The organism is Kribbella sp. NPDC055110 (assembly GCF_053607525.1).
The window spans coordinates 187,548-209,612 of record NZ_JBSGTS010000006.1 but is presented as its reverse complement, the minus strand read 5'-3'; the positions used below and the strand labels follow the sequence as shown (position 1 = coordinate 209,612).

The 22,065-nt window shown below is 67.4% G+C and carries 25 protein-coding genes; 12 read left to right on the top strand and 13 right to left on the bottom strand.

What is annotated here, in order from left to right; genetic code table 11:
- Positions 1 to 23: 23 nt before the first annotated feature.
- On the top strand, positions 24 to 344 hold the full coding sequence (locus tag ACWF0M_RS12415; RefSeq protein ID WP_452235722.1) for an SCO4225 family membrane protein: 321 nt from the start codon (positions 24 to 26) through the stop codon (positions 342 to 344).
- Between the two features lie 25 nt (positions 345 to 369).
- Complete coding sequence (locus ACWF0M_RS12410; RefSeq protein ID WP_452235721.1) at positions 370 to 660, top strand: hypothetical protein; 291 nt, start codon at positions 370 to 372, stop codon at positions 658 to 660.
- 491 nt (positions 661 to 1,151) lie between these two features.
- Here ACWF0M_RS12410 and ACWF0M_RS12405 read toward each other — a convergent pair whose 3' ends face one another.
- From ACWF0M_RS12405 to ACWF0M_RS12385, 5 genes are all read right to left on the bottom strand, one after another.
- Positions 1,152 to 1,484: a hypothetical protein gene (locus ACWF0M_RS12405; protein ID WP_452235720.1), complete on the bottom strand. Its 333-nt coding sequence runs from the start codon at positions 1,482 to 1,484 to the stop codon at positions 1,152 to 1,154.
- 63 nt (positions 1,485 to 1,547) lie between these two features.
- Positions 1,548 to 2,126: a hypothetical protein gene (locus ACWF0M_RS12400; RefSeq protein ID WP_452235719.1), complete on the bottom strand. Its 579-nt coding sequence runs from the start codon at positions 2,124 to 2,126 to the stop codon at positions 1,548 to 1,550.
- 29 nt (positions 2,127 to 2,155) lie between these two features.
- Entirely contained in the window at positions 2,156 to 2,680 is a 525-nt protein-coding gene (locus tag ACWF0M_RS12395) for a hypothetical protein (RefSeq protein WP_452235718.1), read from the bottom strand.
- A 172-nt stretch (positions 2,681 to 2,852) separates the two neighbouring features.
- Entirely contained in the window at positions 2,853 to 3,803 is a 951-nt protein-coding gene (locus ACWF0M_RS12390; RefSeq protein WP_452235717.1) for a hypothetical protein, read from the bottom strand.
- Between the two features lie 326 nt (positions 3,804 to 4,129).
- Positions 4,130 to 4,657, bottom strand: coding sequence for a hypothetical protein (locus ACWF0M_RS12385; RefSeq protein ID WP_452235716.1), 528 nt, complete (start codon positions 4,655 to 4,657; stop codon positions 4,130 to 4,132).
- A 1,164-nt stretch (positions 4,658 to 5,821) separates the two neighbouring features.
- Between ACWF0M_RS12385 and ACWF0M_RS12380 the strand changes: the two genes are divergently transcribed.
- From ACWF0M_RS12380 to ACWF0M_RS12345, 8 genes are all read left to right on the top strand, one after another.
- The gene (locus tag ACWF0M_RS12380) at positions 5,822 to 6,220 is read left to right on the top strand and encodes a response regulator (RefSeq protein WP_452235715.1); all 399 of its coding nucleotides are present in this window, start codon (positions 5,822 to 5,824) and stop codon (positions 6,218 to 6,220) included.
- An 88-nt stretch (positions 6,221 to 6,308) separates the two neighbouring features.
- Positions 6,309 to 6,863, top strand: a complete 555-nt coding sequence (locus ACWF0M_RS12375) for a sigma-70 family RNA polymerase sigma factor (RefSeq protein WP_452235714.1) — start codon at positions 6,309 to 6,311, stop codon at positions 6,861 to 6,863.
- Positions 6,864 to 6,882: 19 nt separating this feature from the next.
- Positions 6,883 to 7,650 carry a response regulator gene (locus ACWF0M_RS12370; protein ID WP_452235713.1) on the top strand — a complete coding sequence of 256 codons (768 nt, stop codon included), beginning with the start codon at positions 6,883 to 6,885 and terminating at the stop codon, positions 7,648 to 7,650.
- 95 nt (positions 7,651 to 7,745) lie between these two features.
- The gene (locus ACWF0M_RS12365; protein ID WP_452235712.1) at positions 7,746 to 8,372 is read left to right on the top strand and encodes a hypothetical protein; all 627 of its coding nucleotides are present in this window, start codon (positions 7,746 to 7,748) and stop codon (positions 8,370 to 8,372) included.
- Between the two features lie 64 nt (positions 8,373 to 8,436).
- Positions 8,437 to 9,354 carry a serine/threonine-protein kinase gene (locus ACWF0M_RS12360; RefSeq protein ID WP_452235711.1) on the top strand — a complete coding sequence of 306 codons (918 nt, stop codon included), beginning with the start codon at positions 8,437 to 8,439 and terminating at the stop codon, positions 9,352 to 9,354.
- A gap of 157 nt (positions 9,355 to 9,511) precedes the next feature.
- The gene (locus tag ACWF0M_RS12355) at positions 9,512 to 9,709 is read left to right on the top strand and encodes a hypothetical protein (RefSeq protein WP_452235710.1); all 198 of its coding nucleotides are present in this window, start codon (positions 9,512 to 9,514) and stop codon (positions 9,707 to 9,709) included.
- Between the two features lie 13 nt (positions 9,710 to 9,722).
- Positions 9,723 to 9,866: a hypothetical protein gene (locus ACWF0M_RS12350; protein ID WP_452235709.1), complete on the top strand. Its 144-nt coding sequence runs from the start codon at positions 9,723 to 9,725 to the stop codon at positions 9,864 to 9,866.
- Between the two features lie 97 nt (positions 9,867 to 9,963).
- Positions 9,964 to 10,662: a response regulator gene (locus tag ACWF0M_RS12345; protein ID WP_452235708.1), complete on the top strand. Its 699-nt coding sequence runs from the start codon at positions 9,964 to 9,966 to the stop codon at positions 10,660 to 10,662.
- A 3-nt stretch (positions 10,663 to 10,665) separates the two neighbouring features.
- Here ACWF0M_RS12345 and ACWF0M_RS12340 read toward each other — a convergent pair whose 3' ends face one another.
- On the bottom strand, positions 10,666 to 11,034 hold the full coding sequence (locus ACWF0M_RS12340; RefSeq protein ID WP_452235707.1) for a response regulator: 369 nt from the start codon (positions 11,032 to 11,034) through the stop codon (positions 10,666 to 10,668).
- A 372-nt stretch (positions 11,035 to 11,406) separates the two neighbouring features.
- On the opposite strand from ACWF0M_RS12340, the gene ACWF0M_RS12335 reads away from it, so the two are divergent.
- Positions 11,407 to 12,273: a hypothetical protein gene (locus ACWF0M_RS12335; RefSeq protein ID WP_452235706.1), complete on the top strand. Its 867-nt coding sequence runs from the start codon at positions 11,407 to 11,409 to the stop codon at positions 12,271 to 12,273.
- A 16-nt stretch (positions 12,274 to 12,289) separates the two neighbouring features.
- Complete coding sequence (locus ACWF0M_RS12330; RefSeq protein WP_452235705.1) at positions 12,290 to 14,167, top strand: Na+/H+ antiporter NhaA; 1,878 nt, start codon at positions 12,290 to 12,292, stop codon at positions 14,165 to 14,167.
- A gap of 65 nt (positions 14,168 to 14,232) precedes the next feature.
- Here ACWF0M_RS12330 and ACWF0M_RS12325 read toward each other — a convergent pair whose 3' ends face one another.
- From ACWF0M_RS12325 to ACWF0M_RS12295, 7 genes are all read right to left on the bottom strand, one after another.
- Positions 14,233 to 15,096, bottom strand: coding sequence for an aldo/keto reductase (locus ACWF0M_RS12325; protein WP_452235704.1), 864 nt, complete (start codon positions 15,094 to 15,096; stop codon positions 14,233 to 14,235).
- Between the two features lie 13 nt (positions 15,097 to 15,109).
- Positions 15,110 to 16,285 carry a TDT family transporter gene (locus ACWF0M_RS12320; RefSeq protein ID WP_452235703.1) on the bottom strand — a complete coding sequence of 392 codons (1,176 nt, stop codon included), beginning with the start codon at positions 16,283 to 16,285 and terminating at the stop codon, positions 15,110 to 15,112.
- Complete coding sequence (locus ACWF0M_RS12315) at positions 16,282 to 17,832, bottom strand: MFS transporter (protein ID WP_452235702.1); 1,551 nt, start codon at positions 17,830 to 17,832, stop codon at positions 16,282 to 16,284. The genes ACWF0M_RS12320 and ACWF0M_RS12315 overlap by 4 nt, the downstream gene beginning before the upstream one ends.
- A 4-nt stretch (positions 17,833 to 17,836) precedes the next feature.
- Positions 17,837 to 19,762, bottom strand: coding sequence for an ATP-dependent zinc metalloprotease FtsH (ftsH, locus tag ACWF0M_RS12310; RefSeq protein WP_452235701.1), 1,926 nt, complete (start codon positions 19,760 to 19,762; stop codon positions 17,837 to 17,839).
- Complete coding sequence (locus ACWF0M_RS12305) at positions 19,759 to 19,935, bottom strand: hypothetical protein (protein ID WP_452235700.1); 177 nt, start codon at positions 19,933 to 19,935, stop codon at positions 19,759 to 19,761. Before ACWF0M_RS12305 ends, ftsH begins: the two co-directional genes overlap by 4 nt.
- A gap of 74 nt (positions 19,936 to 20,009) precedes the next feature.
- Positions 20,010 to 20,279, bottom strand: a complete 270-nt coding sequence (locus ACWF0M_RS12300; protein WP_452235699.1) for a hypothetical protein — start codon at positions 20,277 to 20,279, stop codon at positions 20,010 to 20,012.
- A gap of 31 nt (positions 20,280 to 20,310) precedes the next feature.
- Positions 20,311 to 22,020: a sodium:solute symporter family protein gene (locus ACWF0M_RS12295; RefSeq protein ID WP_452235698.1), complete on the bottom strand. Its 1,710-nt coding sequence runs from the start codon at positions 22,018 to 22,020 to the stop codon at positions 20,311 to 20,313.
- Positions 22,021 to 22,065 lie beyond the last annotated feature (45 nt).

Sequence of the window (22,065 nt, the reverse complement as noted above, 5' to 3'; positions counted from 1 at the left end):
TTCGAACTGATAGGACCGAGCACATGTCACCTGCGTTTCAGCAGAATCGGCGGCGTCGCCTGATCGCAATCGCCTATGTGTTGATCGTCGCCGCACTCGCGGTCATGGTAGCGGTGCCCGAGCATCCGAGCTTCGCGGCCTATGCGGGCCTGATGCTCCTCGCTGCCCCACTAAGCCTGGTGCTCTACTTGCCCTACTACGTGATCTCGCTTGGGGTGCTCCCAGCGGATGGGAAGTGGCTTTGGCTATTCCACGTCGCCTGGTATGCCGCGATCGCAGTTGTGCAGGCCTGGCTCACGATGAAGTATCTGGACCGCCGTCAGCGCAGAAAGGCGGCAGCATGACCGGCGAGCAGCGGTGGCGAGTTCGGTGGAGATCGAGCGTCGCCTGCTGGTGAACTATCGGGTCGACTCCGACGCGTTGGCGCGGATGCTGCCTGCACCGTTTCGCGCACAGTTGGTCGAGGGCTCCCCGGTTGCGGGCATCTGCCTGATCCGGCTTGGGGCCATGCGACCGGCCGGAGTGCCGAGGTGGGCTGGCCTACGCAGCGAGAACGCTGCGCACCGCATGGCCGTCGAATGGGATGACACCGACGGCGCCCCCAGAACAGGGGGCTACATTCCCCGACGTGACAGCGATTCCTGGACCAACGTTGCCTAGGTGGCCGGCTCTATCCCGGGTGGCACCATCGTGCGCGGTTTCACGTGTCGGCCGGCGCCAGCTTAGACGGTCGGCGAGGCTGCCGTAGGGCGCCGGGCGGGTTTGGTGGCGGTGGCTTTGGTCGCGTGTCTCGGGGGAGTGCTGCTGCGTACGACGCGGAGGTCAGCCGACGTCACGGGATGGGGCGGCGTTGTGTCCCTTCCAATCAGAACCATGCAGCGGCTTTCGGGAAAGATGCCTCGAAGCCCGAGACCGTGCTCGCTTCGGGGGTTGCGTGCATAAGCGAGGTTGTGAGTGAGCCAGCTTCGCCACTTGCGTATTTGATCGAGACCTTGATTTAACTGTTCGTTCGGGTGCACATCCGTCTTACGCATGACTCCCAGGTCGGGCCGTTGCACCTCGACCATCGTCCAGACAATTCCTGTACTGCCCAGTCTCGCGATCGCAAAGTCCGACACGAACTCGGCGCCCAACCGCTTCCGCGGTACGACCTATCGGCACTGTGCTCCGAACTCGCCGACCAGCATGGCGGGATGTTCCGCCAGGAACTCCTGGAGGGGCGCCTCGCGGGTCGCGCTGTTAAGGACAGCTTCATACTCGTCGATCACTGCCGAGGTGACGTCGTACCGACCGCTCCAACCCGTGCGGTACCGATCGAATCCATCCGCGTCGAGCTCGGCACTCGTCTGTTCGAGGTACGCCTCGATGTGGTTCATCGTCCTGCCTTGTTCAGTCAGATCGTGAGTTGTCTGACCCAGCATGACTTCGATGACCCACACCTGACCAGCTCGATCACGCAGCGTTACGTTGCCCGCCTGCTCCACAGAGCGCGAACAGGCTGCCCGCGATGGAGTCGTCGCACCGTAGAGACGGCATGTGGAGCGCCATTAACGACCGTCCTTCGACCAGTGAGGGGGATCGGACGCGAGCTTGCGCACTCCGAAAATGTTGGCACCCACTTCGTGAAGGTCTATGCTGCTGGCGCCGGTGCGCGGACTGGTGCTGATGCGCCACAGCGACGCGCCTCGATGCGCTGGAATCGGAAGGGACAACTCTGCCTTCCACGCGATCGTCATGTCGACAGCCGTACCTCGTGTGTGGTTCGACGTGAGGCTGGCTATATGCGCCATGTGGAATAAGTCGACCATCTCCTGGGCGCCCTTCCTCGATGCCGCGTCGTCGCCGTGGTCCCAGTCGATCAGGACACCTGACTTGACGGGCACCCTACCTGGCTCAATTTGCCCGTTCGCGACGTTCCATGAGTAGTGCATGAGGTACGCGCGCTCTGGGGAGCGGCGAGTGCTGCTGACGACCACGGATGCGCCTGCGCTCCGGAGCGCAGCTATGAACGCCGAGACGTTGTCGCGGAACCCTGGCGCCAGTGCGTCGATGTCGCGACTATTTGGATAGCGCGACTGATTTTGCTTCCACCAACTTGCGCCGCTTGGCATTCGAATGGCCGGCATTGTATTCCCTACTCGATATCATCCAGTCGTCAACCTAGAATAATCAGGCCATCGCGGGGCCCGACCAGTGAATCCATCTGGACAACTCCGGCGGCGATGTCCGGATCTGCTCGCATCAGGTCCATCAGAAGGTGGAGTCGTAGTTCGTTGCTCTGGTCAACGGAGCCGATCAGGCCCTTTTGGTGGGCGATCGCAACGACTCGACGACACCACGCGTCGGCCTCGTTGATCCGTGAGTGTGTCGTCGACAGTTCTGCGTAGACCTCGCCGACGACTTGCTCGAGCGCGTGGATGCACGCGGCGGCGCGGTCGCGACGAGTCGGACGAGGCTTGGACCGAAACGGTCGTCCAGCGATCTGTAGCGTCGCCCTTGTGATCGCAACCTTGGAGGCGAGCGGCATCCTGTTGTTGGAAAGCGCAGCTTCCAACAACTCGAGCCATTTGCCAGCTCGCTGCTCCAAGGCCTCGATGCCAGTCTCGGCGTGTTGTAAGAGACCGGGAATGCGCAGCAGGAGTCCGTCCAACTCTTCAGTCTGCAGGAGGCCGAGCATCATCGCTGCTACTCCGGCACTAAACGTCTCGACGTCGGGTCGTCCGGATCGAGCACAGTCCACTCAACGCCGTCCTCGCTGAGAGTCAGGTCGAGTTGAACCAGATGGTCGCCGGCCTCCTTCAGCTGTGGCCCCGCCAACTCGGCTGCACGGGGACAGGTCTGTCAGAGCGCAATCACTCGCCCAGCCGCTGCGGGCCGGCCCCGCCGGTGAGCAGGAAGTGCACCTTCGCGCCGAACGTGGCCTTGAAGGTGCCGTAGCTCTTGATCACCGTGCTGGCACCGGTGGCCTTGCTGACGGCGTACACGGTGGCGGTATCGGTGTCGGTGTCGAACGCGGTCAGCAGCGTGCTAGTCGCGCCGCACCGCTGGGCGACCAGCGAGTCGAACGCGGCAAACCCGGAGGCACGGACCTGCTTCACGACCGGCTTCATCGACAGCTGGACCGGCACGTGCACCGTGTAGAGCGCACCGCCCTTGGTCAGCACCAGCAGCGTGTCATACGTCGACGTCTCGGCGATCAGGGTCATCGCCTTGACCGAACCGAAGCCGGGCGCCGAGCCGTACGACCGCGCCTGGTCCTCGACCGTGTACCGGTAGAGCGATCCGTTGGCGTGCAAACCGTAGAGGAACTCGTGCTCGTTCACGCCGTACACGTAGTTGGAGTCGGTGATCTGGCCGAACCCGCGCCAGCCGGTGCCCAGCTTGACGGCCCGGACGGTCGGCGTGGTCGCCGACCCCTGGTACATGGTGATCGCCCCGTACAGGTTGTCGCCCTGCAGGACGAGCCCGTGGTAGAAGCTCGTCGTGCCGTCGCCCTCCAGGTACCAGCTGGCGCTGGACCGGACGCCGAAGAGCTTGTAGGGGTCGAGCGGGTTCACGGTGAGCGGCCGGGTAGCCGTCACGTCGTACCCACCGGCCGTCCCGGTGGCGTTCACCGCGCCGACGCCGACCCCGCAAGCTGTGGTCGCAGCCTGCGCGTCGGTGGTGGGGAGCTTCCCGGCCTTCCTCCCGGCGGCCCGGAACGAGTCAGGTCCGGGCTTGACCGTGGTCGCGGCCGCCGGTACCGCTGCCGCGGTGACCAGGCACAGCCCGGCCAGCGCGAGTGCAACACGTCGCAGTCTCATGGCCCGTACATCGGAGTGTGAGTATTCCGCGTTACCGGGAACCCATCACCTTACGGCTGCTAATCCCGCCTCATGAACTCCCGCCCTTGCCTGTTCCTCACTCGCCGGGTCACGGATCGTCGAGAGACTCCGCCCGGTACTCCCGCCACGGCGGTACCAGTCAACTATCGGGAGTTCGCGTGCGGATGGTCCCGCGGCTGTGAAGATGGAGCGATGACCGATTGGGCCGCGCTGGAGGATGCCTGAATCGCAGAAGATGAGGTGGTCGAACCTCAGGTACCGAAAGCGGCGGCCAGCTAGTCGGCTCACGCGAGACGCAGGTCTTCCTATTCGGGGTAGTCGTGCGGCTCGCGTGGATCTTCAGGAGGGATCTGCATGACGGGGTTGCAGATGCAGGCGTCGTCGAGGAGCGAGGCCTGCCAGGCCACCACGTTGCGCCAGCTGCTGACCGAGAGCTTGGCCAGGCCCTGGTACAGCGTCAGGTCGAGCGAGAGATTGCCCTTGGTGTCGATCGAGACGGCGATCGGCAGGATGCGCTTCAACTTGGTGAACCGCGAGGGCAAAGGGATGTCGCAGTCCACCGACCCGGTCGGCTGGTCGGCGTTCGCGTCGTACGACAACTGCCGTTCGACCTTGCACTTGCAGGTCAGCTGCGCAGAGACGGAGTTGTCCGGTTTGCCGACGACGTGGACGTGGTCGGTGTTCAGCCCGGTGCTGTAGTTCAGGGCGAACAGGACGTCGCCGCCGTCGCCGCCGTCGAGGAAGTTCGACAGCGTGTCGGCAGTCACGGCGAGGCGTTGAGCCTTGGCAGTGACCGCAGCCTTCGCGAAGGGGGCACGGTGTCGATGACTCACCGTTTTACTCACCGGAATGAACGGCAAATGGTGAGCGATGCTGGTCGGAAACAAGTACTCTCCGTCCGAGAGTGTGCAGGTCAACGGTCATTTTCGACCATCGATGCGAACCAGCGGTGAGCCTGGCATGGTAAAGCGGGGATTAGGGTGTCGAGCCGGGCCGCATCCGAGCTACTCGCCTCAGGCGATTGGTGGAAACGCAATGTCCGAGGTCGACAACGTAACGCGTGCACCTGCCGGTCGTGATCGCCGAACTGACGGCTCGTTCGACGGCTTCGCTCGACGACCCCGGTCGTTCCGTCGACTTAGCCGGTTCTTGTGCCCGGCACGGACCCGGGTCGGGTCGGGCGACGGGTGCTCTTGGCAGCCGCGGGCCCTCGAGTTTGCGCATTGAGGGCCGGGTTTTGAGGCGGTTCGGATGAAGATACGCAGAACGCCGTCCAGGGCCAGCCGGTTCATCCGGCGGAGCGAGATGGGAGTTGCGTCATTCCAGCACTCGACGCCGAGGCTCCATATGCCGACCCGCTTGAGGGCTCCGCCTGCATGCGTGGGCGGATTCTCGCGGAGGCCTCCGAGCATCTGTGGACTGCCCCAACTGCGTTCGCCTGCTCCGTCACTGCTCCGTGAGACGCTGACAAGCGTTGCTCATCGGCGGGTGCCGATGAGCAACGAATGCCCAGGTCAGAGGCCATATCGGGGCGATGTGGCCGCAGGCGGCTGAGCACCAGCAAGATCCTCGACATCTTCGAAGGCACCCAACAAATCCAGCAACTGATCGTCGCGCGCCGATTGCTGGGAAAGACGTCGGCCGAGCTCAAATAGCCTTATTCGAAAGGGCTTCCGCTACTGCCGGAACTCCAGCTAGAGCAGTCCGGGGCCCGGGTCCGGAGGCTCGAATTCTGGTCCGAGTTCCGCCCTGATCCGTGACTGGTCCGTGAGCCGCCGCGCAAGTCGCGTCAGCCGCCGGTCGACAGCCTGCCGGGCGCGATCGTAGGACGATTGCTGGTACCGATCACGACGAGCGCAGGGGAGTGGCTCAAGCACAAGCTGGCGCCGATCCAGCGGTTCGGCAGATCGAGAGCGCGGAACGCCACTCAGTGATGCTGGGGGAACTACCCCGCTAGCCGGAATGTGCTGGGCTTCGACCGGCGAGATGCTCTTGTCATGGTGTTGCGCTGCTTCCTCGTCGATGACAGCCCTCACTTCCTGGCCGCTGCCCGGGCCTTGCTGGAGCGAGAGGGATTTGTCGTCGTCGGTGTTGCGTCGACGGCCGACGAGGCCGTACGGCGCGTGCAGCAGACCGAGCCGGACGCCGTACCGGACGCCGTACTGATCGATGTCGAGCTCGGCGTGGACAGCGGCTTCGACGTCGCCCGCCGGCTGGTACAGGAGACCAGTTTGGACCGATCGCGGCTGATCATGATCTCCACCCACGGCGAGGACGATCTCCGCGAGCTGATCTCGGCCGCCCCGGTCGCGGCGTTCCTGTCCAAGTCACGGCTGTCCGCCGATGCCGTCCGCCAGATCCTCGGCGACGGCTCCGCAGCCCGCGATACCAGCTAGCGGGTGGGTCGGAATTGCTGTCAGCGGGCCTGCCGGCTGGAGGCTCACCGCGACGACAGGACCACCGCTGCCGCGCGATGCTCCAAGGGTGCGATCACTGGCAAGCCCCCACGAGCTGAAGGACCGCTTCGAGGCCGAGGCAGTCCCACTTCGACCGGGTCTCTACGTCGCTGCTGTCCGGCTGACCGGAAATCGCGCCGACGCGGAGGACCTGCTGCAGGAGACGTACCTGCGTGCCTACCGGGGATTCCGAGGCTTCGAGCCCGGAACCAATCTGACCGGATGGTTGTTCCGGATTCTCCGCAACACGTTCATCAACACCTATCGCAAGCGCCTGAACGAACCGCGAACCGTTCCCGACGACTGGTACGGCGGCGCCGACGGCGCCCAGCGCCATGTCGCGGCGTCCGCAGAGGCCACTGTGATCGACGCGATTCCCAGTGCACTGCTCCAGGAGGCGCTGGCGGAACTGCCCGAGCGGTACCGGCAGGTGGTTCTGCTCTTCGATGTCGAGGGCTTCAGCTACAAGGAAATCGCCGGGATGGTCGGGGTTCCGCGCGGAACCGTGATGTCGCGCCTCCACCGCGGCCGCAAGGCCCTGAAGGAGCGGATGCGGCCGCCCGTCCCCGCGCCGGCCATGTGATGGGGAAGGACGACCGGCGATGATCAGCGACCCCTGGACCGCGGCCGCCAGCGGGCACGGCTCGATGCCGGCGCAGAGGTTGCTGCTGGTGGACGACGATCCGCTGATCAGGCGGCGGCTGCGGCTCGCGCTGGAGGACGAGGGATACCAGGTCCGTGAAGCCACCAACGGGGCGGACGCGCTCGCGGCGCTGCGCCGCGACCCCCCGGACGTCGTCCTGCTCGAGCTGATGCTGCCGGACCGGCACGGGTTCGGTGTCTGCCGTGAGATCCGCCGGAACAGCGACGTCCCGGTGATCATGGTGACGGCCCGGGCCGACAGCCACGACGTGGTTGCCGGTCTGGAGTCCGGCGCTGACTACTACGTCACGAAACCCCTCGTCGCCAAGGAACTCTCGGCCCGGATCCGCGCAGTGCTGCGCCGGACAGAATCCGCCTCGCCGGCGCCGCCGCGGCAGTTCACCGTCGGCGAACTGCGGATCGATGTCGACTCCTTGGAGGCGACGCGGGACGGTGAGCCGTTGCCGCTGACCAGGACCGAGTTCAAGCTGCTGGCCGAGTTGGCCGGTGCGGAGGGCGCGATCTGCAGCCGCGAACACCTGCTCTCCAAGGTCTGGGGCTACGGCTACTTCGGTGACAGCCGGATCGTCGACGTGCACGTCCGCCGGCTCCGCCTGAAGGTCGAGCGCGACCCAGCCAACCCCCAGCACGTGGTCACCGCCCGCGGACTGGGCTACCGCCTGAAGGCGGCGCCGCTGTCGCTCCTGGTTGCGGAGCGGCTCCACTAGACCGGGCGGACCCGGCGTCTCGAGTACCTACCCCTCGGCGCCGGGTCTGCCGCTCCATCCCGCGTCGGACGACGAGAACTTTGAGAGGTGTTGAGATGCACTCGAGGCGTCGCACCCGCTGCCTGACGGCGTACCGGCTCGTGTGGAGCGCTTTGTCCGGCTTGTTCGGCGCAGTGGGTCTGGCGGCGGGAACCTTGCTCGTGCCGTCCGATGTGATGTTCGCGCTGCTGTTCCTCGCCGGTCTGATCGGATCGACCATGGGTGCCAACGCCTGGTCGAAGGCGAAGGACGACACGGTCCCAGCAAAAGCATGGAGAGCAGTTGCCGTCGCCGGCACAGTCGTCGCGACGGTCGTCGCCTGCGCGGGCTATATCGTCCTCCTCGGCCCGGCCGGTCCGTCGTTGGTGGTGATCCTCGGTGTCACGTCACCACCCGCGATGCGCTGGTTCGGTCGCCGGCTGGGGCACGTCCCCGGCAGGCTCTACAACGGCGCGCTCACCACGGCCGAGCTGTGCAGGCGTTGGCAGGACAGCTACGAGGCTCTGCGGGATGCGACCACGGCGCCGGCTCGGCTGCGCATCGTAGAAGCCAGGCAGCACTATCTGGACGAGCTCGAACGACGCGATCCGAGCGGGCTCAACGCCTGGCTGGGCGGAAACGCCACTGCCGCCGGCGATCCCAGCCAGTTCCTGGCCCGCGAGGACGGCGGAGATTCCCGCTAGCCGGTACCTGGTGTGGAGGCCCGCCCGGACGACATGGTATCCGGCCAGGGTCATCGTTGAGGGTATGGAGGCTGTGCCCAGCATCACCAGAACGCGATTGGACCGCAGGAGCGGCACGCCCGCGGCCGACGACACCGTCCCTGTCGTCGATGGCCTCCTCGTCGAGCGTCCCTCGGTCCGACCCGCTACGAGTCTGGTCGCAGGCCGGTACCGGCTTCGGTCACAGCTCGGACGCGGCAGCATGGGGGTCGTCTGGCTGGCCCAGGACGAGGTCCTGAATCGATCAGTCGCGCTCAAGCAGGTGATCCGGGGCGGTTCGACGGAAAGTGGGACAACGATCTTCGCGCAGGCGCTCGGCGAAGCGCGAGCCGCGGCGAGCGTCGACCACGCCGGAGTGGTCAGGGTCTATGACGTGGTCGAGAGCGACGGTGTCGCCTGGATCGTGATGGAGGTGCTGTCCGGGCGCACTCTGCGCGACGCGCTCGACGCCGGCGGGCCGCTGCCGGTCGATGAGGTGACGAGGATGGCTCGGTGCCTTCTCGACTCCTTGCAGGCGACACATCGGGCCGGGATCGTCCACCGCGACGTGAAGCCCGCCAACGTGCAGCTGTGCGAGGGCGGCAGGGTGGTTCTCACGGACTTCGGCATCGCGCATTCCCGGGACGACGGGTCGAGCCTCCGGGACGAGTTCGTCGGCAGTCCGGCGTTTGTCGCCCCGGAGCAGGCGCAAGGCGAGGAGGTCGGGCCGGCCTCCGACCTGTTCTCGCTCGGAGCGACCTTGTTCGCCGCGGTCGAGGGCGAACCGCCGTTCAGCCGTGACTCGGTTGTCGCTACGCTGGCCGCCGTACTCGAAGACGCGCCGCGACCGTTCCTGCACGCCGGTCCGCTGCGCCCGGTCATCGAAGGCCTGCTCGACAAGTTGCCTGCACGGCGTCTCACCGTCGACGCCGCCCGCACCGCCCTCGACGCGATCCGTTCCTAGCCGGTCCTGGGTCGATACCTGCCAGCGGGTACGGCGGATTCCTGATCTCCGGACACAGGTGGCTCGCTGGCGGGAGTGATGGCCGCTCGGTTCGCAGGGAGGATGAAGTGAACCGCACTCGTCAGTTCGGACGGACGCGAATCGCTCGGAGGCAGAGATGGAACGTGCTGACTGGCTGGACGGTGCATTCAACCCGACCCAGGCTCGATTTCTGATGATGACGGCGATCACGCATCACCGGTTCAGTTCGCCGAACTGGGGTGCGGAGGAGGTCCGCAAGTTGTACGTCGAGCTCTCGGAGATCGAGCTCTCGGCGATGCGACTGGTTGCGGCCCTCCAGGTCGGCGCCGACTGACCAGGAGAGCCTCGTGATCGCCACACTGCGAGAGGCCTGGCGTACCGCCGGCGGCCGGCACGCACTACCCCCCTTGATCGCCACTGTGCTGCTCGCGGTCGCCTGCCTCACCGGCCGGCAGCTCGCCCGGTCGCGCGCGCCTTGGACGCGCGCTTAGTGATGCCGGCGCGGCGGCCAGTCCTCTGGTCAGCCTCCAGCAGGGATTCCTGCTGGCCGGAAGACCCAGGGGCACGGCATGCGGGATACTCATTGACATGACGACCGGGCCGTCCCACCAGCACCCGCAGAGCGACGACGGTGCTCCCGTCTCGCGCGTGCTGCTGGCTGAGGACGATGTCCTCCTCCGTGAGGGCTTGGCGAGTCTGTTGCAGCGGTCGGGGTTCGAGGTGGTCGGGCAGACCGGCGACAGTGCGTGGATTCTTCCGCTGGTGCGCGAGTTGAAGCCTGACCTGGTCGTCGTGGACATCCGGATGCCGCCGACGAATACGACCGAGGGATTGGATGCCGCACGGGAGATCCGCACGGAGTTCCCCGAGATCGGCATTCTGGTGCTGTCGGCCCACGCCGAGGTCGAGCACGCGATGGAGCTGCTGGCGACCGGTCAGCGGATCGGCTACCTGCTGAAGAGCCGCGTGACGGATGTCGACGAGTTCATCGAGACGCTCCAGCGGATCGTCCGCGGCGGTTCGGTGATGGACCCCGCTCTGGTGCAGGAGCTCGTGAGCGCCCGGCGGCGCAACGACCCGCTGGCCGGACTCAGCGAGCGCGAGCGCGAGGTACTCGCGCTGATGGCCGAAGGACGGTCGAATGCCGGCATCGCGCGGCGGCTGTGGGTGACCGAGGGGACCGTGGAGAAGCACGTCCGGCACATCCTGGCCAAGCTGAGCCTGTCCGAGACCGACGACGATCACCGGCGGGTGCTTGCCGTGGTCGCCTTCCTCGAGTCCCGCTGAGCGTCAGGCGGAGAGTCCCAGAACGCCACGGATAGCCAGGGCGGACAGCCTGGTCTTGGGCAGGAATCCGGCGACCGGGCTCGCCGAGATCAGCTCGGCGTAGTCCTCCTCGGCGTGGGTGGAGACCATGATCACCGTGCCCGGCGCCAGGTCGGTCTCGCGGGTCAATCGGCGTACGACGTCGAAGCCGCTCTCCCCGCCGAGGTCGATGTCGACCAGGGTGACGTCCGGTCCGAGTTCGCCGGCCAGCCGCACGGCATCGTCCCCGTTCATGGCAACGGCGACGACCATTATGCCCTCACGCTCCAGTAGACCGCGAGCAGCCGAGAGGAAATGAGGGCTGTCATCAACGATCAGGCAGCGTAACTCCATGGGTTCAGCATGCCAACCCGTCCGGTCTGCGGACAATCCGGCTAGCTGGACCTTGGTGTCGCCGGGCCCGGGATTCCTGCTACCAGGTACGCGGCGTCAGCGCTGGCGGCAAGGAAGAAGCGCGGCCCGGTTCGTTGACGACGGCAATTACCGCCAGCCGGTACGGCGAATGGCCGCTCACCGTGACGACTTCCGGGGCGTCCCACGACACCGTTGAGGAGACGGCGCAAGCACGTGCGGGATGCTCGGAAGGGATTGATCGTGGTCACCGGATCGAGGCTCAAGGTCACGGCGTTCAGGCCTGCCCGGACGCTACGCCGATGGACGGCGACCGTGCGCAGGCCGGCGGTGGTATCCACTCTGCTGCTGTCCGTGACGGGGTACGGAATCGGTCCGCAGGTGCAGCCCGACCGCGATCCGCCGCAGGTGACGTCGCAGGCTGCCCGGGTGGCGGAGACGCTGGCCGGGGCGACGCCCGCCGAGCGGGCCCGGGTGGAGTCGACGCTGGTTGCGGCAGGTCCCGCGGAGCGGCCGTATCTCCTTCGGGCGTTGGCGGCCGGACACAGCGCCGCCGAGGTCATCACGTTCGCGCGGCTGATCCGAGGCAGGACTCCCGGATGGCTGCACAGACACCTCACCCTGATCGATCCCGACGGATCGCATTGGGTGACGTACCGGTTCTCTCCGGTTCAGCAGACCGACAACACGAGCTGCGGGTCGATGACGATCTTGATGGCGCGAGCGATGACGGATCCGCTGTACGCGCTGTATCTCACGACCGGCGACAGTGCCGACCGGGCTGATGCGAGCGCGGACCAGTTCCAGGCACGGCTGACTGCCGAGGACCATCGCATCCACGACGCGACCAACCGGTTCTGGCCGCAGTGGCTCGGCTCGACTCCGGCCGGCGTGAGCGCGGAGCTGAACCGGCATGCCGATGCGCTGGGAACCCGCTACGAGTCGCGACTGGTTACCGGGACCGCCGGCAAGTCAGTTCTGGGGGACGCGGTCATGGCCGCCGGCAGCGGGCAGCCGGTGCCGGTGCTGATCGGAGGTCTGGTGCCGCGGCACTACATCCTGCTGATCGCCCGCGAAGGTTCCGACCTGCTCTTCTACGAACCCGGCCATGCGACGGTGGATCGCGTCGACGCGCAGAACTTCCTCGACGGCAAGATCGACATCATCGGATTCCACCACATCTACGCGGTCGTCGCTCCCACGCTCGCCAAGTCTCGATGATCGCGACGAGCGCCCAATGGCGGTAACACCGCTCGCCGGACGGACCGTCTGGGCGCGGACCCTCCGGACACCGCTGAGGGACTTTCTTCACACGGAGACGGGCGGCGCGGCGTTCCTCCTGGCCGCCACTCTCGTGGCGCTGGTCTGGGCGAACGTATCCAACTCGTCGTACGAGACGGTGTGGGAGACCGGGGTGTCGGTCCATGTCGGCGGCTGGAGCGTGTCCCAGGACCTTCGCCAGTGGGTCGACAACGGGCTGATGACGTTGTTCTTTCTCGTCGTCGGTCTGGAGGCACGCCGCGAATTCGACATGGGCGAACTGCGGGATCGGCGGCGACTCGCACTACCGCTGGCCGCGGGCCTCGGCGGCATGATGGTTCCGGTCGCGGTCTACCTGGCCGTCAACGCGGGCCGTTCGTCCGCGCAGGGATGGGGTACGGCGATGTCGACGGACACCGCGTTCGCGCTCGGGATGCTGGCCCTGGTCGGGCGACCCTTCCCGACCCGGCTCCGCGCCTACCTGCTCACGCTCGCAGTCGTCGACGACATCGTCGCGCTCGGCGTCATCGCGACCGTCTACAGCAAGGGCATCGAGGTGATGCCGCTGCTGGCTGGGGTCGGCATCTTCGGGCTGGTGCTGCTCATACGCGCCGCTGGAGTTCGCTACGGCCCTGTCTATGCGCTGCTCGGAGGATCGGCCTGGGTGGCGCTCTACTTCTCCGGAGTGCAGCCGATAGTGGTCGGCCTCGCCATGGGGTTGCTGACCTACGCATACCCGGCCGCGCGCAGCGACCTCGAACGCGCGACCGAGGAGTTCCGGCTGTTCCGTGAGCAGCCGACCCCGGAGCTTGCGCGCTCCGCGCAGATCGGTGTCGTCTCGGCGATCTCGCCGAACGACCGGCTGCAGCTGCTCTACCACCGGTGGACCAGCTACGTGATCGTGCCGATCTTCGCACTCGCCAACGCGGGGATCGTGATCAACGGCGATTTCCTCGCCCGGGCGTACCGCTCGCCGATCACGCTCGGCATCCTGTTCGGCTATCTCGCCGGGAAGCCGATCGGGATCGTCGGCTTCTCGCGGCTGGTCACGTGGGTCAGCCGCGGCCGGCTGCGCCCGCCGGTCGGCTGGGTTGCCGTCGCCGGCGCCGGCACGATCGCCGGTATCGGGTTCACGGTGGCCCTGCTGGTGTCGGCCCTTGCCTTCACCGGCTTGCAGTTGCAGGAGGCCAAGCTCGGCATCCTGTCCGCGGCGCTCTGTGCGTCGATCGCCACCTGGGCCGTGCACCGCGCCGTCAGGCTGCTCCCACGACGTAAGCGGAGGCGGGCGCTGTTCGGCACCGCCGAGTCCGTCGTCGACCTGGCGGCGCCGGTCACCTCGGACCGAGACCACATCCGCGGACCGGAGGACGCGCACGTCACCGTGGTCGAGTACGGCGACTTCGAGTGCCCGTACTGCGGCCGGGCAGAGCACCTCATCCGCCAACTGCTCGCCGAACACGGCGACGTACGGTATGTCTGGCGGCACCTACCGCTCGGAGATGTGCATCCTCATGCGCAACTGGCCGCGGAGGCAGCGGAAGCGGCGGCCGTGCAGGGAGCGTTCTGGGAGATGCACGACGTGCTGATCGAGCACCCGGACGCGCTGCGGATGCCCGACCTCGTCCGCTACGCCGCCGAGCTGGGTCTCGACGTCGAACGTTTCCGTGACGATCTGCGCGGGCACGCCGGCACCGGGCGAGTCGCCGAGGACGTCGACTCGGCCGACCTGAGCGGGGTCTCAGGTACGCCGACGTTCTTCGTCAACGGGCGGCGACACCATGGCGCCTACGATATCGCCACACTTTCGGCCGCGGTGGTGGCCGCCGGCAGGCGGGCGGCGGCGAAGAGCTCGTAGGCGTCGGCTGCGGCGAGCGTCGATGTGTGGCCGCGGAGGGGTTTCGCTGCCGTTCGGGCGACTGTTCAGCCGGCCGTTGAGCCGGCACCGCCGGTCACGGAGGCGACCTCGGCCGGGGTCAGCTCGATCGACGCGGCCGCGATGTTGTCCTCCAGGTGTGACACCGATCCGGTGCCGGGGATCGGCAGGATGGCCGGCGACCGGGCCAGCAGCCACGCGAGCACGATGTGCCGGGGCTGAACGTGGTAGCGCTTGGCCAGTTCCTGGACGGGTCGGTTGTCGTCGAGATCCTGGATCGGCGCCCACGGCAGGAACACCATCTGTTCCTGCTCGCAGAGGTCGGTCAGCGACTCCGAACGGCGGTCGTCGACGTTGTAGCGGTTCTGGATCGACGCGATCGGGGTGAGCCGCTGTGCGCGTCGCAGCTGGTCCTCGGTGACGTTGGACAGCCCGATGTGCCGGATCTTGCCCTGTTCCTTGAGGATGACGAGGGCGCCGATCGAGTCCTCGAGCGGCACGTCCGGGTCGGGCCGGTGGAACTGGTAGAGCGGAATCTGTTCGACCTTGAGCCGGCGGAGGCTTCCCTCGCAGGCCTCGATCAGGTGCTCCGGTCGGCCGTTGACCGGCCACTGTCCCGGACCTGTGCGCTCGAGACCGCCCTTGGTCGCGATCACCAGGTCGTCCGGGTACGGGTAGAGGGTCTCGCCGATGAGTTCCTCGCTGACGTGGGGCCCGTAGGAGTCGGCGGTGTCGATGAAGTTCACACCGAGCTCAACCGCTCGGCGCAGTACCGCCTTCGCCTCGTCACGGTCGGTGGGCGGCCCCCAGATACCGGCTCCGGTGATCCGCATGGCACCGAAGCCGAGACGGTTGACGGTCAGGTCGCCGCCGACCTCGATCGTTCCGGCGTCGTGGGCTGAATCTGACATGAGTCCTCACTCCTTACAGGTGGGTGGCTGATGCAGCAGGGACGAACAGGGTTCCGCGGAGGCTGCCTCGCGCGGTGCGTAGCGCGACGGTGATCCAGGCGGCGACGAGGCCGAGGTAGAAGACCGCGGCCGCTCCGTCGAAGAGGTCCGATCCCGTGCGCAGTGCGAGCTCCGACGTGCCCAGGACAAAGGTGCCCACCGGGAATGTGAACGACCACCACGTCAGGGAGAACGGAAGCTGGTCGCGCACGGTACGAAGCGTGATGGCGCCGGCGATGGCTACCCACAACATGCCGAAGCCCCAGACGGGTACGCCGTACACGACGCCGAACGCCTGCAGGGCAGTCGAGTACGGCGCGGGCAGCGCCTCGTGGGCGACACCGCCGAGCAGGTTGGCGGCAGCGATCGACTGGCCCACCGGCCCAAGCACGATCCAGAGGGTCGGCACCATCGCCGCGGTGCCTGTCTTGTAGACGGCCAGGCGGTACCAGATGAGGGTGATCGTCACCATCGATGCGAGCAGCGTCACCCCGAACATCGCGCAGCAGGACAGCAGTAACGCAAGCCTGGCCTGCCCGGCCGGCGCATACGGGACGAGAAGCGCGCCGGTGGAGGCCGACACCATCGGTGGCACCACCGGCATCAGCCAGCCGCCGAACGCGCTGTCGGGTTGAATGCTGTGACGGGTGAACATGAGGTACGGCACGACCGCGGCGGCGAGCAGGCCGGTAAGGGTGCCGACGATCCACAGGATCCAGTCGATGTCGACCGCGGCCCGCAGCCCCAGGACGTCGCGGCCGAGCAGGATCGTTCCGGCTCCGACCGTGAGCAACGCCATCGGCGGAGCGCCGTAGAAGTGCGCCATGACGGGGTTCAGGAGATGACGTCGCGCGGCACCGGGGTAGCGCAGCCAATGGATGCCGGTCGCTGCGGTCAGGGCGACGAGCAGAACGGCGGTCAGTGCCCAGATCACCAGTGCGAAGCTATGCAGCCCACGCGGCTGCCACGGCAACGATACGGCCGTGACGGCGACGATTCCGGTGCCCATGATCGATGCGAACCAGTTCGGCGTCAGGTTGGAGAACAGGTCCGACGGGCGCTCGAGATCCCGCAGCACACCGGCCTGAGCCAGACGATGGCCCCTTTCCCGCCGTCCGGACGCGATGGTCGCCGAGTTGTCCGCTTTCATAGCTCCACGATCCCGTCCGCACCGCGCTGTGTCGTCATGGCCTCCGGCCGTCCGCACCCCCTGCTGGCCGAACGTCCGGCCTGCCCGCCAGTGGGTACTGCGCCGGCGTCGCCCCCTCCGTGCCGGGCCAGGTCGACGATGGCGATCAGCAGCGCCAGCAGCATGAGCCCGGATGCGCTCACGAGTGCGTCAGACACCGCCGACGGGTAGTCGTGGGCGGAGCTCATGAGTACCCGGTAGAAGATCGTGGCCAGCACAGCGGTGCCGATTGCCCCCCCGATCCTCTGAGCGGTCTGCAGGGCGCCACCTGCCGCGCCCGCCATCCGTACCGGGACGTGCTGCAGAGACAGCGTGACGTTGGGTGAGGTGACCATGCCGCCGCCGAGTCCGGCCACCAGCAAAGGTCCCGCGGTCATCCATGCCGCGGCCTCGCCACCGATGTGCCGCAGCAGCAGCGCGGTGGTTACGAGCCCGGCAATCGTCGCCGTCAGGCCCGCCACGGTCAGCACGCGACCGAACCTCGAGACCAGGCGTCCGGCGACGGCCGCGGAAACCGCGACCCCGATCGCGAACGGAGTCACCGCAAGGCCGGACCGCAACGGCGAGTAGCCGATCCCGTCCTGGTAGAACACTGCGAGCACGAGCCAGATGCCGGTGAAGCCGATGAAGTAGACCATGCCGATGATCGAGCCGACGGCGAAGCCGGAGGTGTGTGCCAGTCGTGGGTCGAGCACCGGCGCGCGCCCCCGGCGTACGGTGCGTAGCTCCCACCTGGCGAAGCCGACGAGGAGCACCGTGGCGACCATGAAGAGCCACCAGTCGTGGCCCAGACCGTTGCTCTCGGCATCCACCGCCGGGAGCAGCAGGCAGAGCACGCCGGCGCCGAGCAGCAGCGACCCGATCAGGTCCAGCTGGGGCAATCGGGCGCCGCTTCGCGGGCGCGCCGGAACCCACCGCGCGGCGAGCAGGAGGGCGACCATGCCGATCGGCACGTTGACGTAGAACACCCAGCGCCAGGCATCCGGACCTGCGATCAAGGCGATGATCAGACCGCCGACCACAGGCCCGGTCGCCGTGGCCAGTCCGACCGTGGCGCCGAGGAGGCCGAAGGCCTTGCCCCGCTCGGCGCCGTCGAACAGGTCCTGGATCAGGCCGGAGTTCTGCGGCAGCAGCATGCCGCCGGCGACGCCTTGCAGCAGCCGGGCGGCGATCAGTAGACCGATGGTCGGCGCCGCACCTGTCAGTGCGCTGGTCAGCACGAACGCTGACAGGGCGATCAGGAACATCCGGCGTCGGCCAACTGCGTCGCCGAGCCGGCCGGCCGGTACGAGCGCCAGCCCGAAGCTGAGCGCGTATCCGGACACCACCCACTGCGCGGTTCCGGCCGACACGCCGAGCCCACGCTCGATGGACGGCAGAGCCACGTTGACGATACTGACATCGAGCAGTGCCATGAACGCGGCGAGCTGGCTGACCGCCAACGCCCGCCAGCGCAGCGGATGGTCAGTCGTGCTGGACGCTCCAACCGCGTCGCGAACGCCGTCCACGGCGCTATCCGTTCTTCGCCTGACGATCGACGGCACCGACCGGGCGCCGGCTGCCCAGATCACGGCCGAGGACCCGGTCGACGTCGGTGCCGTCGATGGTCTCCCGTTCCTGCAGCAGTTCGGCAAGCTGGTCCAGCTCGGCGCGGTGGTCGGTGAGCACGGTCGTGGCGCGTTGCTCCGCCTCGCGCAGCAGCTTGGCGACCTCTTCGTCGATCACCCGCTGCGTGGCCTCGGCGTACGACCGGCTGCCGATCTCCTCACCGCCGAGGTAATTCGGGCTGCCCACGCCGAAGCCGACCGGGCCAAGCGTGGTGCTCATGCCGAACTCGCGCACCATCCGGGTGGCCAGCGCGGTCGCGCCGGCCAGGTCGTTGCCGGCGCCGGTGGAGATCTCGCCGAGGACGATCCGCTCCGCGACCCGTCCGCCCATGCGGATGGCCAGCGAGTCCTTCAGGTATCCCTCGGACTGTAGATGGCGTTCGTCGACCGGCAACTGCTCGGTGACTCCGAGGGCCTGCCCGGCCGGCAGGATCGTGACCTTGGCGACCGGGTCGCCGTGTTCCGACAAGGCAGCCACCAGCGCATGGCCGCTCTCGTGGACGGCGACCGCGTGCTTCTCGTCGGGCAGCAGTGCGTTGGAGCTGTCGCGATGCCCGAGCAGGATGCGGTCCCGGGCCTCGCTGAAGTCGACCGCCTCGACGACCTGGCGGCCGGCGCGTACGGCGAAGATCGCGGCCTCGTTGATGAGGTTGGCAAGGTCGGCGCCGGAGAATCCGGGTGTGGCGCGGGCGACGACGTCGAGGTCCACGTCCGGGCCCAGCGACTTGCCCTGGCTGTGCACCGCGAGGATCGCCCGGCGTTCACGCTGCGCGGGCAGTGGGATGACCACCTGCCGGTCGAAGCGGCCAGGACGCAGCAGCGCGGGGTCCAGGATCTCGGGCCGGTTGGTGGCGCCGATCAGCACGACGCCGGTGGCCGGGTCGAACCCGTCCAGCTCGGCCAGGAGCTGGTTCAAGGTCTGCTCGCGCTCGTCGTTGGCGACGAACTGCCCGCCGCGGCGCTGCCCGATCGCATCGATCTCGTCGATGAACACGATCGACGGCGCACGCTTGCGGGCGTCCGCGAACAGGTCACGAACCCGGGCCGCGCCGACGCCGACGAACATCTCGACGAAGCTCGAGCCGGTCACCGAAATGAACGGCACCCCGGCCTCCCCGGCCACCGCCCGGGCCAGCAGCGTCTTGCCGGTGCCTGGCGGCCCGACCATCAACACGCCCTTGGGTCCGACCGCGCCGGCGCTGCGGTACCGGTCCGGATGCTTGAGGAAGTCGACCACCTCGGTGACCTCACGCTTGGCACCCTCGTAACCGGCCACGTCGGCGAACGTCGTACTTGGCCGCTCGGTGTCGAACAGCTTGCCTCGCGAGCGTCCGATCCCGCCGAGTCCGGCAAGCTGCCGGCGGGCCGCCCGGCCGGTCCACACGAACAGGCCGACGATGATCGCCAGCGGAAGCAGGTTCAGCAGCACCGACGAGGCCGAGGTGCGGGCAGGCTGGGTGGTGATCTGCACTTTGTGGTCGTCCAGCAGTTGGGTGAACTGCGGATCTTGCAGTCCCACCGGGTAGCTGGAGGTGAAGGTGGTGCCGTTGGCGAGCTTTCCGGAGATGCTGCCGTCCGGGCCGATCGCGACCGACGAGACCTGGCCGGAGCCGATGTCGCTCTTCAGTTGCGAGTAGCCGATCTGCTGGACATTCCGGCCTGGCAGGAAGAACAGCGCCAAGGTGACCAGCAAGCCGGCCAGCAGCAGCCAGTTCCGCCACTTGGGCGGCGGTGGCGGGGCGGACGGGGCCGGCCGGTCCGGTGGCGGGCCCGACTTGGCCGTCCCGGTCCGGTGTACGGCGTCCCAGCGGCCCGCGCTGATCCCGATCATCGGGTTGCCTGTTGATAGGGGATGCCGTACGGCGCGAACACCTCGTGCAGCAGCCGGTCGCTCTCCTCGTCGTACCGCACCGTGTAGACGTCGGCCTGACGCAGTTGCTGGATCGTCAACGCGACGCCTGCCTCGCGAGCGACGTGCATCTCGACCGACCGGTGTATCGCCATGAGGGACGGCATCACGGACCCCTGTCGGGGGGACTGCCAGATCCTCAGCCACAGCGGCCGGGTCGTGTCCGCCGTCATTCGACGATCACCGGTCGCAGGCGCGACCACACCAGTAGAACTGTCGCGAAGACGGCCATGACAATGCCGGCCCACAGGTTGGCGTGCACGCCGCCGGTTTTGGAGAGCTCCTTGGTGGAGTCCGCGAAGAGGCCGACGATGATCAGTACGACGCCGTAGAACCCGATCAGTGCGCCGACGATCGTGCGGATGTCGAAGGCACTCACCGTGTGCGGTACGGCGTCGTTGCCGTCGTGGGTCGCCGGGGCGGACTGTTCGTTGCTCATGTGGAGCTCCTTCGGTGGAGGATCACGGTGCTCAACGGAAGATCACGTTGAGTGCGATCACGAGGACCAGGGAGAGGCCGGCGAGCTTGGTCGGCGAGCGGTACCAGGTCAGCCGCCCTGCCAGCGGGTCGGTGCGCTGCTCCTTGGGGGTCTCCGAATAGACGAGCCCGGCGAGCGCGACAGCGGGTTTGGGGGCGGTCGCCAGACTGACCACGACGCTGACGACGACGTCGACGACGAATGCCACGCCGGCAGCGACGAAGGCAGCGCCCTGGCCGGGCAGACTGATGACACCGACCAGGTTGACCACCCAGATCGCCACCGCGCCGACCGTCCCGGAGACCAGCCCCACCCAGCCCGCGGTCGCGGTCATCCGCTTCCAGAACATGCCGATGATGAAGGTCGCGAACAGGGGGGCGTTGAAGAATCCGAACAACGTCTGCAGATAGTTCATCAGATTGCCGTAGCCGGATGCGATGGCCGCGGTGCCGATGGCCAGGACGGTGGCCCCGACTGTGGCCCACCGGCCGACCTTCAGGTAGTACCCGTCGGGCCGGTCCTTGCGTACGTACCGCTGCCACAGGTCGTAGCTGAAGACGGTGTTGAAGGCCGAGATGTTGGCCGCCATCCCGGCCATGAAGGAGGCGAGCAGACCTGCGAGCGCGACGCCGAGCAGGCCGTTCGGCAGTACGTCGCCCATCAGCAGCATGATCGAGTCGTTGTACGTCACACCACTGGGAGCGCCGCCCGCCTTGAGTTGCACGACCTGCGGCACCAGGACCCCCGCGATCATTCCGGGGATCACCACGATGAACGGCATGAACATCTTCGGGAACGACGCGAGCACCGGCGTACTGCGGGCCGCCGACATCGAGCGGGTCGCCATCGCCCGCTGGACCTCGACGAAGTTCGTCGTCCAGTAGCCGAACGAGAGGACGAACCCCAGCCCGAAGACGATGCCGATGACCGACAGGAGCGAGCTGCTGAACCCGGACAACTGGTTGCCGGGCCACGAGCTCAACTGCTCGGCGCCGCCGCCGACGGCGACCTTGACCTTGTCGACCAGCCCGGCGACGCCGCCGACGCGGTGCAGGCCGATCAGCGTGAGCGGCAGCAGTGCGGCGACGATGACGAAGAACTGCAATACCTCGTTGTAGATCGCCGCCCGCAGCCCTCCGAGGGTGATGTAACTGAGCACGATCGCGGCGGCGACGATCAGAGCGACCCACAGCGGCCACCCGAGCAGGGCGTTCACCACGGTGGCCAACAGGTACAGGTTGATGCCGGCGATGAGTACCTGGGCGAGAGCGAAGCTGATCGCGTTGACCAAGTGGGCGCCCGGGCCGAAGCGCCGGAGCATGAACTCGGGGACGCTACGCACCTTCGACCCGTAGTAGAACGGCATCATCACCACGCCCAGGAACAGCATGGCCGGGATCGCGCCGATCCAGTAGTAGTGCATGGTCGGCATGCCGTACTCCGCGCCGTTGGCGGACATGCCGATGATCTCGACGGCGCCGAGATTGGCCGAGATGAAGGCCAGCCCGGTGATCCACGCAGGCAACGACCGGCCGGACAAGAAGAAGTCGAGGCTGTCGACGACCCGGCGGCGAGCCGCCCAGCCGATCAGCACGACGACGGCGAAGTACACGAAGATCAGTGCGTAGTCGACGGCGTCGGCGCCGATTTTCAGTCCATTGCTCACAGCTATCAGGATCCGGGGCCGGCGACTGCCTGGCATCGCCACCAGCGGCCATCTGGAGTGCCGGGCAGGAGGGAGCCCGCA